Origin of the sequence: Mesorhizobium sp. M2A.F.Ca.ET.067.02.1.1, from assembly GCF_004023285.1 — a bacterium.
GTDB lineage: Bacteria > Pseudomonadota > Alphaproteobacteria > Rhizobiales > Rhizobiaceae > Mesorhizobium.
The window spans coordinates 1-13087 of record NZ_RZSB01000077.1 but is presented as its reverse complement, the minus strand read 5'-3'; the positions used below and the strand labels follow the sequence as shown (position 1 = coordinate 13087).

Genomic DNA, 13087 nt, shown 5'->3' with positions numbered 1-13087 from the left:
CGCCTCGACCTATCCGTCGCGCGAACGCTTCCTGACCGAGCTGACGCTCGATCCGCCCGACGCCACCAGCGACCAGGCCGGGGCGCCGCATCGCGACGAGGATTACCTCATCCTGTCGACCATCCATTCGGCCAAGGGCCAGGAATGGAAGAACGTCTTCGTGCTGAACACGGTCGATGGCTGCATCCCGGCCGATCTCGGGGTCGGCACCAAGGAGGACATCGAGGAGGAACGCCGGCTGCTCTATGTGGCGATGACCAGGGCCAAGGACAGTTTGCATCTGGTGGTGCCGCAGCGCTTTTATCCGCACAACCAGGCTGCGCGCGGCGACCGCCATGTCTATGCCTCGCGCACCCGCTTCATCCCGGCCTCGATGCTTCCGGCCTTCGAGCAGTCGTCCTGGGCGAGTGCGGCGCTCAAGGACGACCCGCGCCAGCGGCCAGGCGTCAAGGTCGACCTTGGCGCCCGCATGCGCGGCATGTGGAAATAGGCCGCCTGCCCCCTCCTGCCGATTCACGCGACGGATCAGGTCCAAGACGGAAAAATCGGCGTGCGCGGAACCTCACGCCGCAAGCCGCGTTGTGTGGCGTCCCTTCCCAGACCGGAGGCCCGCCGCCTCCGCAGCCAACAGACGAGGTCTCAATGTACGACAGGATGTTCTTCACCCCGGTCGCCCTCAGCGTCGGCGCCGGCCATAAGCGCATGATCGCCTCGCTGTCCGCCATGCATGAATTCCTGACCGAGTTTCCGCCATCGCGGCGGCGGCTGAGCTACGGCGCCGCGGTAAAGGCCTGCGAGGCGGCACGGGCCCGAGAAATCTCGGCCGAGGCCGCGCGCGATGCGCTGATCACCTTCGCGGTGACCGCCGGCATCCTGTGGCCGTCGGACCAGCCGATCGTTTCGGTGAAGCCGGTCGCGCGCGGCTATGGCGGTTTTGCCGCCTGATTTACGGCGATCTTCTCAGGCCCACCGCCTATGAACTGCCCCCGGCTCAGTTCACCTGACGAGAGGCTTTTCCTTGCCGTTATTCGGGCTTGCCGGCGGCCGAGGCTTCGGCGATCGCGGCCGGTTCGGCCGCTGCGACGAAAGGATAGACGAGCTGCCGGTGGTAGAGCTGCGGCACAGGCTCGTCGACACCATATTTTTCTGGCATCCGCGGCGGCATGAACAAAGTGCCGCCGATCAGGTCGAGAAAGGGCAATTGGCCGGCGAAGTTCTTGTCATAGGCGTCGCGTTCGTTGGCGTGGTGCCAGTGATGGAACTGCGGCGAGGCAATCAGCCATTTCAGCGGCCCGAATTTGATGCGCGTATTGGAGTGGATGAACACCGACTGCCACTGGTAGATCAAGCACGTAGATGAGAACCGCCTCGGCGGAAAAACCCAGCGCGAACAGCGGCAAGAACGAAGCCGACTTGGTCAGGATCTGGTCCACCGGCTGCACGCGGTGCGCGGCCAGCCGGTCCATCTCCTCGATCGAGTGGTGGATGGCGTGGAGGCGCCACAGGAACGGCACCGCGTGAAAGGCGCGATGGGCGAGGTAGAAGCCGATGTCGGCGATGAGCAGAGCCTCGATCGCCTGCAGCCACACAGGCTGCGACTGAACGGCGGCGGTGAGCGCCTCGGGAACGAAACGCTGCGCCAGCAGCATCGCCGCGCCAACCACCAATACTATGCCGGCCTTGATGACAATGCCGTTGAAGAGCAGGTAGAAAACGTCGTTCAGCCAATGCCGGCGCGTCGCCGACTGCTCGCCATTGAGCGGCAGGAGCTGCTCCAGCGGGATGAAGATGAGGGCGATGATCAGCACCGCCTTGAAGTCGATGAGATCGAATACGGTCGCTCGCGGATCGGCTGAGGTCAGCCGCCGACACTAGCCGCCAAAGGATGAACGGACCGTTGATGGTGCTAAGGGACGCCTAAAGCGCGTCGCGATCTTTCAGATTCGCTCCATGCGCTTTGGGTTTTTGATTTTACGCATGTCTTTATCCCGAAACCGTTTCCCACTTTCGGGAGACATGCTTTAGTGCATGGTGCCGCCGGCATTGCCAGCCGTCCCGCTGCGCCGGCTCTCGAAGCTCACCTGGTCGCGGCCGTTGGACTTGGCCTTGTAGAGATGGCGGTCGGCGACCTGGAACACGTCGTGGTAGGTGGTCGGGCCGCTGAAGGCGATGCCGCCGATACTCACGGAAAGCGGCCAGGGCCGCCCGTCGGGGGCAAATTCGGCCTCGCGAATGCGGCGCCTGATGGATTCGGCGACCAGGAAGGAGCGTGTGGCATCGGCGCCGGGCAGGAAGACCGCGAATTCTTCGCCGCCGATGCGTCCGACGATGTCGGCGCCATGCAGTTGCCCCTTGATCGTCGCGGCGATCAACCTCAGCGCCTGGTCGCCGCAGTCGTGGCCCAGGCGGTCATTGATCGACTTGAAATGGTCGGCATCGACGATCAGCAGCGCGCCGGCGTCGGCGACCGTCTGGTCGCGTGCCTGGTCGAGATAGGCCTCGACCAGCATCGAGAAGGCGCCGCGGTTGAAGACCGCGGTCAAGCTGTCGGTCGCGGCGATGACGCTGAGCTCCTTTTGCGTGATCGCCAGCTGGCGCATCTTCCACATCAGGAAGAACAGAAAGGAGCCGCCGAGGACAAGCGGCAGGAAAAGATCCGTGAGTTTCGCCCACAGCAGCGCCTGCGGCGACAGCGAGGGAAAATTGAAGGAATCGACGAAGAAGGCGACGGCAATGAAAAAGGCTGTGCCGGCGGCGGTGACCACCACGACCCTACCCCAGCTTGTCGGGGACAAATCGATGCGCATGCCGTTGCTCCCACTGCTACCGGCTTATTGTGGAGCGCGAGCGCAAAGGAAGTCCTAACATATTAGCTTCAATGCAAGTGTGGTTAACAGGCCGTCGGAACCGCCCTTGGCGGCAGGCAAGCAGAAAGCCCGCCGCCAAAAGCAGCAGGCTTCCCGACTGGCCGGAGGTTCTCGTCAACGCACCGCCAGCCATGGCGGCGATGCGGTAGGAGATGCCGCAGAGCCCTCACGGCCGGTCCGGCACTCCCGACCGGGCTGTCTTGCAGCATATGTCAGCGACGCGAAATCATCAGGCAGAGCGCCCTCAGATCGGCATCATAGGTTCCTTCGCTGGAAAGCACGTCGGCGCTGCGCTTCTTCATGCGCGCAAGTTGGGTACCCGACATCTGCGCAACAGCGGCCGAAGGCTTGGTGGTGACCGAAGTGCCGGGGGTGCCCGGAACTCCTGGAGTGCCCGGTATGCCGACACCGACACCGGCGGAAGCTCCAAGCGTCCCGATGCCGACATTGGAGCCGCTGGTGCCGATCGAGGTGGTGGCTCCGGTATCGGTCCCGCCCAGGGACACCGCCGCATCCGCCGCCTGGCCGCCGCCAAGCGAAACGCCAGCGTTGGCGCCGTTGGTGCCGCCGATGGAGGCCGTGCTGCTTCCCCCAAAGGAGGCATCCGCATTGGCACCGCTCGCGCCGCCGACGTTAGCGCTGGCGCCATTACCACCGACGGACACGCCGCCGACACCACCCAATCCAAGACTTGCGGCATGGCCCGGAACCGCCAAAATAGCGATGACCGCGCCGCAAGTAAGGACTTTATGCAATTCCCGAATGATACTTGGCATGACACTCTCCTCTTAGACGGAATATGCTGCACTGCATCATCCAGGCACCGCGTTCTTTGACTGACGCCGTGGGCATACATATCTACGCCGAAATTCACGCCTCAGTTTCGTACCGTATTTGCAGTAATACTTTTTTGTTCTTGTTGCTATATCGAATTGTTAAATAAATTTTCGACTTTTCTTCGAAATTTAAATTGTAAAGCAAACAAAAAACACTTCCCGCAGCAAGCGCCATTCGCAACGAACCGCAGCAGAAACGTGCGGGTTCCCGGAGCTTATGCTTCAGGCATAGGCGCGGCCTTCCTCGGAGCGCTGGAACAGCGCCAGATCGAGCGGCACCGAAGGGCGGCCGAGCACGGTCAGCACCATGTGCGCCTGGCCGCGATGATGGGTCTGGTGGTTGAAGAAATGGCTGAGCGCGGGTGCCACGCGTTGCGAGACAGTTCGCATATCGGAGAGGGTCATATAGGAGAAGCGGCCGGCGAGCGCCTTTTCGCTCATGCCGCCGACCCAGTTGATGATCCGCTTGTCCTCCGCCTCGCGCGCGCTGTGCAAGGGTGGCAGCGCCTTGTAAAGAATGGCGTCAAGGGAAGACGGTGCCTGTCCCTCGCCGGTGAAACGCTTCATCCAGATACGATCGGCAGTCAGGATATGGTTGAGCGTTCCCATCATCGAGCCGAAGAAGGCGCCGGTGTCGCGGTTGAATTCCTCGTCGCTGAGGTGTGCCGCGGCATCGTAGAGACGCTGGTTGGCCCATTGATTATAGGCCGCAAACATCATGAAATGCTGTTTCATCATCCACCGGTTCGCCACGAATCCTGGCTCTACGTAACCCGCAGCAACGGACCCGCCAATGACCATTCTGCTTTACGACCTCGTCGGCCATGATGTCGGCCGCCCGTTCAGCCCGCATTGCTGGAAGACCAAGATGGCGCTGGCCCATAAGGGGCTCGCCGTCACCAAGGTGCCGACGCGCTTCCTCGAGGTGCCGGAAGTCGAGAGCGGCGCGTCGAAGACGGTGCCGGTGATCCGTGACGGCGAGCGCGTGGTGGCCGATTCCTTCGCCATCGCGCTCTATCTCGACGAAGCCTATCCGGATCGGCCGACGCTATTCGGCGGCGATGGCGGCAAGGCGATGGCGCGCTTCATCGAGCGCTGGTCGCAGTTCACCATCCATCCCTACGTCGCGACGGTGGCACTGACCGATCTGCATGACATGCAAGACGAGCCCAACGCCGCCTATTTCCGCGAAAGCCGCGAGCAGCGGTACGGCAAGCGGCTGGAAGAGGTCGTGGCGAACCGCGATGCCGGGCTCGCGGCCTTCCGCGCCGCGCTGGAGCCGCTGCGCTCGACGCTCACCTACCAGCCCTTCATCGGCGGCGAGGCGCCGCTGTTTGCCGATTACATCGTGTTCGGCGCGCTGCAATGGGGACGCATCGCCTCGCCTTTCCAGTTGCTCGACGACGGCGACAGCATCGCCCGCTGGTTCGAGCGCTGCCTCGACCTGCATGGCGGTATCGGACGGCAGGTCGCGGCGGCGGCGTGACGGCCGTCGGAATTGCCATGCTGCGTTATGAGATGCAGGGCGGGATCTGGGTCTACCCCGGCAAGGGCGGCTGGCATTTCATCACGCTGCCAACGGATGTCGCGGCGCGGATCAAGGCGGCCATGGCGGGGCTGGCGCGACCCTGGGGCTCGCTTGGTGTGACGGCTGTCATCGGCAGGACAAAATGGACTACGTCGCTTTTCCCCGACAAGGCCTCGGGCAGCCTGCTTTTGCCCGTCAAGGCGTCGGTGCGGCAAGCTGAGAGCCTGAAGGCCGGAGACGCGCCGATCGTGACCATTGAGATCGCGCTTTAGTTCCGCTTGAGCGCGTCCTTGTCGATCAGCCTGACACAGATCGGATCGCCTTCACCGATGCGCGTACATTGCCATTCCGGGCCGAAGCCGAAATTGTGATCCGGCGCCGGCAGAACCAGCAGGAAGAAGGCGATCACGGCGCATATGAGCGCCATGAAGACGATACCCACGATGTCGCCGCGTCTGAGATAAGGCCAGTTCATCGCCTCCGGCTCCGCCGCCGCGAGCGTTCCGGAGCAAGCGCCCGAAGCGCATGCAGCCGTTTCATTATCCCGCAAAGCGCCCGCCTTGACCAGAAGCCGCCTCCCCTTGGCAAGCCGCCGGGCGGCTTGTATAGAGCCCGCCACTCCAATTTCCATTCCCAAGAACAAGGACGACCCTATGGCGATCGAACGCACCTTCTCCATGATCAAGCCGGACGCGACCAGGCGCAACCTGACGGGCGCCATCACCAAGATGCTCGAAGACGCCGGCCTGCGCGTCGTCGCATCGCGCCGCGTGTGGATGAGCCGCCGCGAGGCCGAAGGTTTCTACGCCGTCCACAAGGATCTCCCGTTCTTCGGCGAGCTGGTGGAATTCATGTCGTCGGCGCCCACCATCGTGCAGGTGCTGGAAGGTGAGAACGCCATCACCCGGAATCGCGAAGTGATGGGCGCCACCAACCCGGCTAACGCCGCAGAAGGCACCATCCGCAAGGTGCATGCGCTGTCGATCGGCGAGAACTCGGTGCACGGCTCCGACGCGCCGGAGACCGCCGCGCAGGAGATCAAGTACTGGTTCTCGGACACCGAGATCGTCGGCTGAGTCAGCTGAAACCTTCCGGGTACAGAAGGCGGCCCGTCGGCCGCCTTTTTAACATGGGTGAATGCGCGACCGACGCAGCACCCTATGGTGCCGGTCTGGCGATAGAAGGCTCACCGCCCCCGCGAGCTTCTGTCATGCTTCCGTCCAACAATGGAGGATGCGATGATTGGCCCCCATGTTTCCAAGAGCGGCATAGCTTATCCAGACGATCTCGTCCTGCTGAAGCGCATCTATGATCAGGTCTGCGTGGAGCGAGGCATTGCCCGCGGCAGTTCCGAGGCTTCGGACCTGACGATCGAAGCCATCGAGCTGTTTTCCGCCGGCATTTTCGACGAGGATACGATCGGCCGCCGTCTTCGCGACCGCTGATCGAGGGTACCTAAAGCGCGTCGCGATCCTTCGGATTCGCTCTATGCGCTTTGGTCTTTGATTTGCGCATGTCTTTAACCCGAAACCGGTTCCCACTTTCGGGAGACATGCTTTGGAGCTCAGTCTCCGTCGCCGTAGCGGATGACCTCGACCTTCTCCCTGGTGATCAGGCAGCTCTTCTCACTCGTCAGCGCCTTGATCGCAGGGATCAGCGCATCGATTTTCTCCGGCGCGTCGACGATCTCGACGACGATGGGCAGATCCTGCGACAGGCGCAGGATCTTGGCGGTGTGGAGCACGCTGGAGCGGCCGAAGCCCAGCGGCCCGCGCAGCACCGTGGCGCCGGCCATGCCTGTTTCGCGGGCCTTGATGACGATCGCCTCGTGCAGCGGCTTGCCGTCGGCCGCCCTGTCGTCCTCGCCGAAGAAGATCCTGAGCAGCGCGCATTGCGCGGGAAGTTCCATGTTTTCCTCCCTAGAGCGTTTCACCGTTTTACAGAAACGGCGAACCGCTCTATCTCTTTGTTTTGACGCAATTCCGGACGGAAACCCGCTCACACTTTTCCTGGAATTGCTCTAGCTACCTGTTGCCTGACTGCCTTTCGGCAAGCGGTTGAGCCTGGATGCCATGAGATAACCCAGCCACGCCGCGACGAGCGACAGCCCGACCACACTGATGAGATAGGTCGCGGCCAGCGGCAAGTCGTCCTCGAACAGCAGGATGAAGGTGTCGAGGCTCATCGCCGAAAACGTGGTGAGGCCGCCGCAAAAGCCGGCCATGACGAAATTGCGGCTGACCGGTCCGACCATCATGCGCCCATCCGGTCCGGTCAGCGTCGCGAAGGCCATGATGACCCAGGAGCCGACGATGTTGACGAAAGCGGTCGACCATAGAGCGTTCAGGCCGAGCAGCGAAACGACGACGTAGCCCGACAGGAACCGGGTCAGGGAGCCGATTGCCGCGCCGCAGCCGACCGCCAGATAAAGCCGCGTTGCCGCCTGTCTGTCCGTCATCGCTCAGCCCGCTGCCCCGGCAGTTGAACCAGCCACCCAGACGATCGCCCAGAAGCCGAGGGCGACGAACAGCACGCACAGAACCGACGAGGCGACGACGTTGAAGACCGCGAGCCGCCCCTGCCCGTCGAGCGCGAGGTTGAGCGTCTGCAGGCAGAAGGACGACACGGTGGTGTAGCCGCCGAACAGGCCGACGACGATGAGGTCGCGCACGAGATCGCTGGCGAAGACGCCGCCGACCGCCCGCGCGGCACCCGCGAAGGCGCCGATGGCAAGGGCGCCGGAGACGTTGACCGCCAGCGTGCCCCAGGGAAAGGTCTCGCCGACCCCACGGCCAATCACGCCGGAGAGGAAGAAGCGGGATACGCCGCCGAGGAAACCGCCGATCAGGACCAGGGCGCAGGCCGCAAGGGTCATCGTCTCAATGCCTTTCCAATGCGATTCCCGCACGGGAATCACCTCACGAAATCAGGCATGATGCGAGCGGAAAAAACAAATCCTGCCGCGCAAGAGCACGCCTGGCAGGAGTCATCAGCCCATAAGGGCGGTTTCGGGGGAACCCCGTCCCCATTTTCGGGCGAGCCTAGGCGGTTGAGGCGGTGGGGTCAATTGCCCTGCGATGGGACGAGAACAGGATAGTCGACACAACCCCGGAGCGGGTTCAGCGCGGAAGCGCAGACCTCGCTTTAACGGCCTTTTTCCGCAATTCGGGGGAAAGCGTGCCCCACTTTTGCTGGAATTGCTCTTAACAGGCCCGCCGCCCTCCCGGCGGGCACAGGAATCATTTGGCTTGACGGTCTTTCACATTCGCGTGGGCGTTAGCCGCCTCTGTGTCGGTGGCCGGCGTCTTCGTCTCCTCGCCGGAGAACGGGCTGCCCTGTCCAGGCGCAAGGTCGCCGCTATGGCCGGCCTTGTTGGTCTGGAAGGGCTGGCTGTCGGGGCTGAGGCCATGCTGCGTGGCATTGAACAGATGGTCGTCCGCGCGGGCAAAACCGGGGAAGGCAATCAGCGATACGCTTGTGGCTGCGAGAATGAGCACGTGCTTTTTCATATCTGGTCTCCATTGAGTGCCAGATCGATCCCGCGCATTCGGTCTGGCGGTTTGAGTGAAGGGACGTTTGTCCCTTTGCCTGCCCGCCATCTGCATAGGTCAACGCCTGGCGCCGGCGGTTTATTCCGGCGAGCACGGTTTCCTGGCTGAAAAGTCGCGGCCGTACAGTCGGCGCCCGACGTCAGCGCGGCATCTTCACCAACACCGTCTGGGGCGTGCCGGCCAGCGGATCGAGCTGATGGTTCGTGTCGGTGATGAACATCAGCCGCTCGCCGACCGTGATGCGCGCCTGCAGCGCATAGGTCCGACCCTTCTGGATCGCATTGGGGTCGAAACCGATGTCGAACTTGATCGGTACCTGTCCGGTGGGCGCTACCCTGCGCTTTGCGATCACGGTTGCCGGCGCATCGGCCAGCGAGACGTCGGCAAGCTCGACCACGAGCACGGCATCTGGCGGCAAAGCGATGCGCTCGCGATAAGTCACCTCGCCCGCGATGGTCTTCTCGGCGGCCTTGGTCACTTGCGGTACGGCAAGAATGCCGACGACCAGCGGCACCAGCCCGAAGATGAAGAACTCCGCGATGCGGTCCAGCATGAGATTGCCCCGCCAAGCAAATCAAACCGATTTGCATGGTCGGGAAGGATTGCGGTCAATCAATGGCCGCAACCGGTAGCCTCAGTTTGAAATTGTATCCCGGTATAGATTTAGACTGAGTTCGTTTGCCCCGCCTGCACAATCGGGATCGGCGGCCTGCACTAGGTCGTCTTCCCACCCGCATTCTTGGCAAATTTCATAGTTGCCCGGCTCACCTATGGCGAGCGAACCACAACACTGGCACGGGAATAGAGGGCGAGTCATTGTGATCCGCCCATGGTTATTCACGTGACTTCTTCCAGCGGTCCGCCGCTCGGTCGTCGGCTTCCTTGGCCTCGACCCAGCCGCCCTCGGAGCCGTCGGCAAGATGCTCTTTCTTCCAGAAGGGCGCGCGCGACTTCAGATAGTCCATCAGAAAATTAGCCGCCTCGAAGGCGGACTGCCGGTGCGACGAGGCCGCGACCACCAGCACGATGTTCTCGCCCGGCGCAATCTTGCCGTGGCGATGGATGACGGTGAGCCCCTGCAGCGGCCAGCGTTCGATGGCCTCAGCCGCGATGCGGCCGATCTCGGCCTCGGCCATGCCGGGATAGTGCTCGAGCTCGAGCGCCGACAGCGCGCCCTGCTCGTCGCGGCAAAGGCCGGAGAAGGTGACCACGGCGCCGATATCGGTCCGGCCCTTGGTCAGGCCGGCGATCTCGGCGGCGACGTCGAAATCCTCGCGTTGGATGCGGATGGCGGGCACGACGGCGCCGGCCATGTCAGCCTCCGGTCATCGGCGGAAACAGCGCGATCTCGCGCGCACCGGCTATCTTCTCGCGGTGGCCGACATGTTCCTGGTTGATGGCGACGCGGATGACGTCGGGGTATTGCAGCGCGTTTTCGTACTCCTCGCCGCGCGACTTCAGCCAGCCCAGCAGGTCGCCCACCGTCTCGATGCCGGAAGGCAAGTCGACGTCCTCTTCCGGCTTGCCGATCCGCTCGCGTACCCAGGCGAAATAGATGAGCTTGGTGGACATCTCACTCGTCCATGATGTGCTTGAGGCCGGCGCGGAAATAGTCGTAGCCGGTGTAGAGCGTGACGAGCGCCGCGACCCACAACAGCACCAGGCCGATCTGGGTGGTCAGCGGAAAGATCTTGTCGCCGGCCGGGCCGACCAGCAGGAAGGCGATGGCGACCATCTGGATGGTGGTCTTCCACTTAGCGAGCTGCGTCACCGGCACCGACACTTTCAGGGCCGCCAGATATTCGCGCAGGCCCGAAACCAGGATCTCACGGCACAGGATGATGATCGCCGCCCAGAGCGACCAGCCGGCGATGCCGGCGTGGCGGTCGGTGTCAGCGGCAAGCAGGAGCAGACAGGTGGCGACCAGCAACTTGTCGGCGATCGGATCGAGCATCTTGCCGATGTTGGAAGTCTGCTGCCAGGCGCGCGCGAAATAGCCGTCAAAGTAATCGGTGATCGAGGCGAGCAGGAAAATGACCAGCGCCGACCAGCGGGCGAAGTCGGACGACTTCAGATGTCCTTCGAGAAAAAAGCACAGCACGACCAGCGGCACCGCGACGATGCGGGCGTAGGTGAGGATGTTCGGCAGGTTGAACGCGCGTTGTGCCATATCGTCTCGGGAAATCTCCACCGCCACAGGTACTCAAATCAGAAGCCAATGTAGGGGGTCAACAGCCGAGATTCGATTGGACAGGGAAAAATGGCGTGAGGGGCGTTGTGAGGTACCCCCTCGGGACATCCCTGCGCAACCGCCTCAGCTCTCATGAAAATGATTGTAGACCAGCTTCGCCACATGCTCGGAAATGCCGTCGACCTTGACCAGGTCCTCGACCGCGGCGCGGCTGACCGCCTTGGCGGTGCCGAAGGCAAGCAGCAGGGCGCGCTTGCGGCCGGGTCCAATGCCGGCGATCTCGTCGAGCGGGCTTTTCACCATCTCCTTCTTGCGCCGCGCGCGATGCGAGCCGATGGCGAAGCGGTGCACCTCGTCGCGCAGGCGCTGGACGAAATAGAGCACCGGGTCGCGCACCGGCAACATGAAGCTTTCCCTGCCCTTGACGAAGAAGCGCTCGCGGCCGGCATCGCGGTCCGGGCCCTTGGCGATGCCGATGGCGACAACCCGATCCTCGACGCCGAGATCGGCAAGGATCTGGCGCACCGCCGTCATCTGGCCCTGGCCGCCGTCGATCAGGATGACGTCGGGCCAGGCCGGAAAACCGCCATTGCCGGCGACCAGATCCTCGTCACCGGTTTCGTCCGCGGTTGCGCCAGGCTGCTCGTCGCCATGCTCCTTGAGCAGCCGCGAGAAACGCCGCTGCATCACCTCGCGCATCATGCCGAAATCGTCGCCCGGCGTGATCTCGGTCGAGCGGATGTTGAATTTCCGGTACTGGTTCTTCACGAACCCTTCCGGCCCGGCGGCGACCATGGCGCCGACCGCATTGGTGCCCATGATGTGCGAGTTGTCGTAGACCTCGATGCGCACCGGCGGCTTTACCAGGCCGAAGGTCTCGGCGAATCCCTGCAGCAGCCGCGCCTGGGTCGAGGTCTCGGCCAGCCTGCGGCCGAGGGCCTCGCGGGCGGTCTGCAGCGCGTGATCGGTCAGGTCCTTCTTCTCGCCGCGCTGCGGCACCGAGATCGTAATCTTGCGGCCGGCATGGGTGGACAGCGCTTCCGCCAGCAGTTCCTGCTCCTGCGCGGTCTGCGACAGAAGCAGCGTGCGCGCCGGCAGCTTGTCGTCATAGAACTGCGCCAGGAACGAGCCCAGCACCTCAGCCGGCTCCAGCGCCGGATCGGCCTTGGGGAAATAGGCGCGGTTGCCCCAGTTCTGGCCGGTGCGGAAGAAGAACACCTGGATGCAGGTCTGGCCGCCCTCCTGATGGATGGCGAAGACGTCGGCCTCCTCCACCGTCTGCGGGTTGATGCCCTGATGCGCCTGCACATGGGAGAGCGCGGCCAGCCGGTCGCGGTAGATTGCGGCGCGCTCGAAATCGAGCTCTGCCGAAGCCTGCTGCATGGCGGCCGAGATTTCGGTCTTCACCTTCTGGCTGCGGCCGGAGAGGAAATCCTTGGCCTCCGCGACCAGCTCGGCATAGCCCTCATGCGAGATCTCGCCGGTGCAGGGACCGGCGCAGCGCTTGATCTGGTAGAGCAGGCAAGGCCGCGTGCGGTTCTCGTAGAAGGAGTTGGTGCAGCTTCTAAGCAGGAAGGCGCGCTGCAGCGAATTGATGGTGCGGCCGACCGCGCCGGCCGAGGCGAAGGGGCCGAAATAGTCGCCCTTGCGAGAGCGCGCGCCGCGATGCTTGTAGATGCCGGGCGAGACATGGTCGCCGGTGAGCAGGATATAGGGAAATGACTTGTCATCCCGCATCAGCACGTTGAAGCGGGGCCTGAGCCGCTTGATGAGGTTGGCCTCAAGCAGCAGCGCCTCGATCTCGGTGCGGGTGACGACGAATTCCATCGTCGCCGTCTCGCGCACCATGCGGCCGATCCGGGCGGTGTGGAATCGCCCCTGTGCATAATTGGTGACGCGCTTCTTCAGGCTGCGCGCCTTGCCGACATAGAGCACGTCGCCGGCGGCGTTCATCATGCGATAGACGCCGGGCTGGTTGGGCAGCCGCTTGACGAAGGTCTGGATCACCTCGGCGCCGACCATGCCGTCGGCATCGCCGGCATGCGGCGTCCAGTCGATGGCCGTGAAGGCGACATCGGGGCCAGTCGGCAAAGCCTCGGGTTCGACGCTGTCTC

21 protein-coding genes and 1 riboswitch are annotated in these 13087 nt (G+C 63.4%); of the genes, 6 read left to right on the top strand and 15 right to left on the bottom strand.

The window, feature by feature from the left end; genetic code table 11:
* Positions 1-490, top strand: a 490-nt coding sequence (locus tag EOA28_RS09165) for an ATP-dependent helicase (RefSeq protein WP_148670675.1), incomplete at its 5' end; no start/stop codon positions are given.
* 152 nt (positions 491-642) lie between these two features.
* Positions 643-945, top strand: coding sequence for a DUF982 domain-containing protein (locus tag EOA28_RS09160; protein WP_126078190.1), 303 nt, complete (start codon positions 643-645; stop codon positions 943-945).
* A gap of 79 nt (positions 946-1024) precedes the next feature.
* Here EOA28_RS09160 and EOA28_RS40885 read toward each other — a convergent pair whose 3' ends face one another.
* The 5 genes from EOA28_RS40885 to EOA28_RS09140 form a co-directional block, all read right to left on the bottom strand.
* Positions 1025-1327, bottom strand: a complete 303-nt coding sequence (locus tag EOA28_RS40885; protein ID WP_245484099.1) for a sterol desaturase family protein — start codon at positions 1325-1327, stop codon at positions 1025-1027.
* Positions 1221-1808, bottom strand: coding sequence for a sterol desaturase family protein (locus EOA28_RS09155; RefSeq protein ID WP_245463235.1), 588 nt, complete (start codon positions 1806-1808; stop codon positions 1221-1223). The genes EOA28_RS40885 and EOA28_RS09155 overlap by 107 nt, the downstream gene beginning before the upstream one ends.
* Before the next feature lie 213 nt (positions 1809-2021).
* A complete protein-coding gene (locus EOA28_RS09150; RefSeq protein WP_126078191.1) occupies positions 2022-2807 on the bottom strand; it encodes a GGDEF domain-containing protein in 786 nt (261 codons plus the stop codon).
* A gap of 272 nt (positions 2808-3079) precedes the next feature.
* On the bottom strand, positions 3080-3643 hold the full coding sequence (locus tag EOA28_RS09145) for a hypothetical protein (RefSeq protein ID WP_126078192.1): 564 nt from the start codon (positions 3641-3643) through the stop codon (positions 3080-3082).
* Positions 3644-3925: 282 nt separating this feature from the next.
* The gene (locus tag EOA28_RS09140) at positions 3926-4438 is read right to left on the bottom strand and encodes a DinB family protein (protein WP_126083451.1); all 513 of its coding nucleotides are present in this window, start codon (positions 4436-4438) and stop codon (positions 3926-3928) included.
* Positions 4439-4496: 58 nt separating this feature from the next.
* On the opposite strand from EOA28_RS09140, the gene EOA28_RS09135 reads away from it, so the two are divergent.
* Complete coding sequence (locus EOA28_RS09135; protein WP_126078193.1) at positions 4497-5189, top strand: glutathione S-transferase family protein; 693 nt, start codon at positions 4497-4499, stop codon at positions 5187-5189.
* Positions 5190-5206: 17 nt separating this feature from the next.
* On the top strand, positions 5207-5503 hold the full coding sequence (locus tag EOA28_RS09130; protein ID WP_127251450.1) for a DUF1905 domain-containing protein: 297 nt from the start codon (positions 5207-5209) through the stop codon (positions 5501-5503).
* Here EOA28_RS09130 and EOA28_RS09125 read toward each other — a convergent pair.
* Positions 5500-5706, bottom strand: coding sequence for a hypothetical protein (locus tag EOA28_RS09125; RefSeq protein WP_127251451.1), 207 nt, complete (start codon positions 5704-5706; stop codon positions 5500-5502). The two genes, EOA28_RS09130 and EOA28_RS09125, sit on opposite strands and share 4 nt — an antisense overlap.
* 178 nt (positions 5707-5884) lie before the next feature.
* Here EOA28_RS09125 and ndk point away from each other — a divergent pair, with 178 nt between their 5' ends.
* Both ndk and EOA28_RS09115 read left to right on the top strand, forming a co-directional pair.
* Complete coding sequence (gene ndk, locus EOA28_RS09120; RefSeq protein WP_127251452.1) at positions 5885-6307, top strand: nucleoside-diphosphate kinase; 423 nt, start codon at positions 5885-5887, stop codon at positions 6305-6307.
* 162 nt (positions 6308-6469) lie between these two features.
* Positions 6470-6676, top strand: a complete 207-nt coding sequence (locus EOA28_RS09115) for a hypothetical protein (protein ID WP_128314826.1) — start codon at positions 6470-6472, stop codon at positions 6674-6676.
* A 119-nt stretch (positions 6677-6795) separates the two neighbouring features.
* On the opposite strand, the gene EOA28_RS09110 is transcribed toward EOA28_RS09115, so the two are convergent.
* The 9 genes from EOA28_RS09110 to uvrC all read right to left on the bottom strand — a co-directional run bounded on the left by EOA28_RS09110 (position 6796) and on the right by uvrC (position 13064).
* Entirely contained in the window at positions 6796-7140 is a 345-nt protein-coding gene (locus EOA28_RS09110) for a DUF190 domain-containing protein (RefSeq protein WP_095816023.1), read from the bottom strand.
* Positions 7141-7251: 111 nt separating this feature from the next.
* Entirely contained in the window at positions 7252-7689 is a 438-nt protein-coding gene (crcB, locus tag EOA28_RS09105; protein ID WP_127251454.1) for a fluoride efflux transporter CrcB, read from the bottom strand.
* Positions 7690-7692: 3 nt separating this feature from the next.
* Positions 7693-8106, bottom strand: a complete 414-nt coding sequence (gene crcB / locus EOA28_RS09100) for a fluoride efflux transporter CrcB (protein ID WP_127251466.1) — start codon at positions 8104-8106, stop codon at positions 7693-7695.
* Between the two features lie 98 nt (positions 8107-8204).
* A riboswitch (Fluoride riboswitch) is annotated at positions 8205-8267 on the bottom strand.
* Between the two features lie 203 nt (positions 8268-8470).
* Positions 8471-8740: a hypothetical protein gene (locus tag EOA28_RS09095; protein ID WP_127251455.1), complete on the bottom strand. Its 270-nt coding sequence runs from the start codon at positions 8738-8740 to the stop codon at positions 8471-8473.
* 181 nt (positions 8741-8921) lie between these two features.
* A complete protein-coding gene (locus tag EOA28_RS09090; protein WP_127251456.1) occupies positions 8922-9335 on the bottom strand; it encodes a YbaY family lipoprotein in 414 nt (137 codons plus the stop codon).
* Positions 9336-9615: 280 nt separating this feature from the next.
* Positions 9616-10095, bottom strand: coding sequence for a molybdenum cofactor biosynthesis protein MoaE (locus EOA28_RS09080; protein ID WP_127251458.1), 480 nt, complete (start codon positions 10093-10095; stop codon positions 9616-9618).
* 1 nt (position 10096) lies between these two features.
* On the bottom strand, positions 10097-10354 hold the full coding sequence (gene moaD, locus EOA28_RS09075) for a molybdopterin converting factor subunit 1 (protein WP_127251459.1): 258 nt from the start codon (positions 10352-10354) through the stop codon (positions 10097-10099).
* Position 10355: 1 nt separating this feature from the next.
* The gene (gene pgsA / locus EOA28_RS09070; RefSeq protein ID WP_027165584.1) at positions 10356-10952 is read right to left on the bottom strand and encodes a CDP-diacylglycerol--glycerol-3-phosphate 3-phosphatidyltransferase; all 597 of its coding nucleotides are present in this window, start codon (positions 10950-10952) and stop codon (positions 10356-10358) included.
* Between the two features lie 144 nt (positions 10953-11096).
* Complete coding sequence (gene uvrC / locus EOA28_RS09065; protein ID WP_245501501.1) at positions 11097-13064, bottom strand: excinuclease ABC subunit UvrC; 1968 nt, start codon at positions 13062-13064, stop codon at positions 11097-11099.
* Positions 13065-13087: the final 23 nt, after the last annotated feature.

Excerpts from the sequence above, each read along its gene's own strand:
- EOA28_RS09160 (WP_126078190.1), top strand. The coding sequence starts at position 643 with ATGTACGACAGGATGTTCTTCACCCCGGTCGCCCTCAGCGTCGGCGCC.
- EOA28_RS09150 (WP_126078191.1), bottom strand. The coding sequence starts at position 2,807 with ATGCGCATCGATTTGTCCCCGACAAGCTGGGGTAGGGTCGTGGTGGTC.
- EOA28_RS09145 (WP_126078192.1), bottom strand. The coding sequence starts at position 3,643 with ATGCCAAGTATCATTCGGGAATTGCATAAAGTCCTTACTTGCGGCGCG.
- EOA28_RS09140 (WP_126083451.1), bottom strand. The coding sequence starts at position 4,438 with ATGAAACAGCATTTCATGATGTTTGCGGCCTATAATCAATGGGCCAAC.
- EOA28_RS09135 (WP_126078193.1), top strand. The coding sequence starts at position 4,497 with ATGACCATTCTGCTTTACGACCTCGTCGGCCATGATGTCGGCCGCCCG.
- EOA28_RS09130 (WP_127251450.1), top strand. The coding sequence starts at position 5,207 with ATGCTGCGTTATGAGATGCAGGGCGGGATCTGGGTCTACCCCGGCAAG.
- EOA28_RS09125 (WP_127251451.1), bottom strand. The coding sequence starts at position 5,706 with ATGAACTGGCCTTATCTCAGACGCGGCGACATCGTGGGTATCGTCTTC.
- ndk (WP_127251452.1), top strand. The coding sequence starts at position 5,885 with ATGGCGATCGAACGCACCTTCTCCATGATCAAGCCGGACGCGACCAGG.
- EOA28_RS09115 (WP_128314826.1), top strand. The coding sequence starts at position 6,470 with ATGATTGGCCCCCATGTTTCCAAGAGCGGCATAGCTTATCCAGACGAT.
- EOA28_RS09110 (WP_095816023.1), bottom strand. The coding sequence starts at position 7,140 with ATGGAACTTCCCGCGCAATGCGCGCTGCTCAGGATCTTCTTCGGCGAG.
- crcB (WP_127251454.1), bottom strand. The coding sequence starts at position 7,689 with ATGACGGACAGACAGGCGGCAACGCGGCTTTATCTGGCGGTCGGCTGC.
- crcB (WP_127251466.1), bottom strand. The coding sequence starts at position 8,106 with ATGACCCTTGCGGCCTGCGCCCTGGTCCTGATCGGCGGTTTCCTCGGC.
- EOA28_RS09095 (WP_127251455.1), bottom strand. The coding sequence starts at position 8,740 with ATGAAAAAGCACGTGCTCATTCTCGCAGCCACAAGCGTATCGCTGATT.
- EOA28_RS09090 (WP_127251456.1), bottom strand. The coding sequence starts at position 9,335 with ATGCTGGACCGCATCGCGGAGTTCTTCATCTTCGGGCTGGTGCCGCTG.
- EOA28_RS09080 (WP_127251458.1), bottom strand. The coding sequence starts at position 10,095 with ATGGCCGGCGCCGTCGTGCCCGCCATCCGCATCCAACGCGAGGATTTC.
- moaD (WP_127251459.1), bottom strand. The coding sequence starts at position 10,354 with ATGTCCACCAAGCTCATCTATTTCGCCTGGGTACGCGAGCGGATCGGC.
- pgsA (WP_027165584.1), bottom strand. The coding sequence starts at position 10,952 with ATGGCACAACGCGCGTTCAACCTGCCGAACATCCTCACCTACGCCCGC.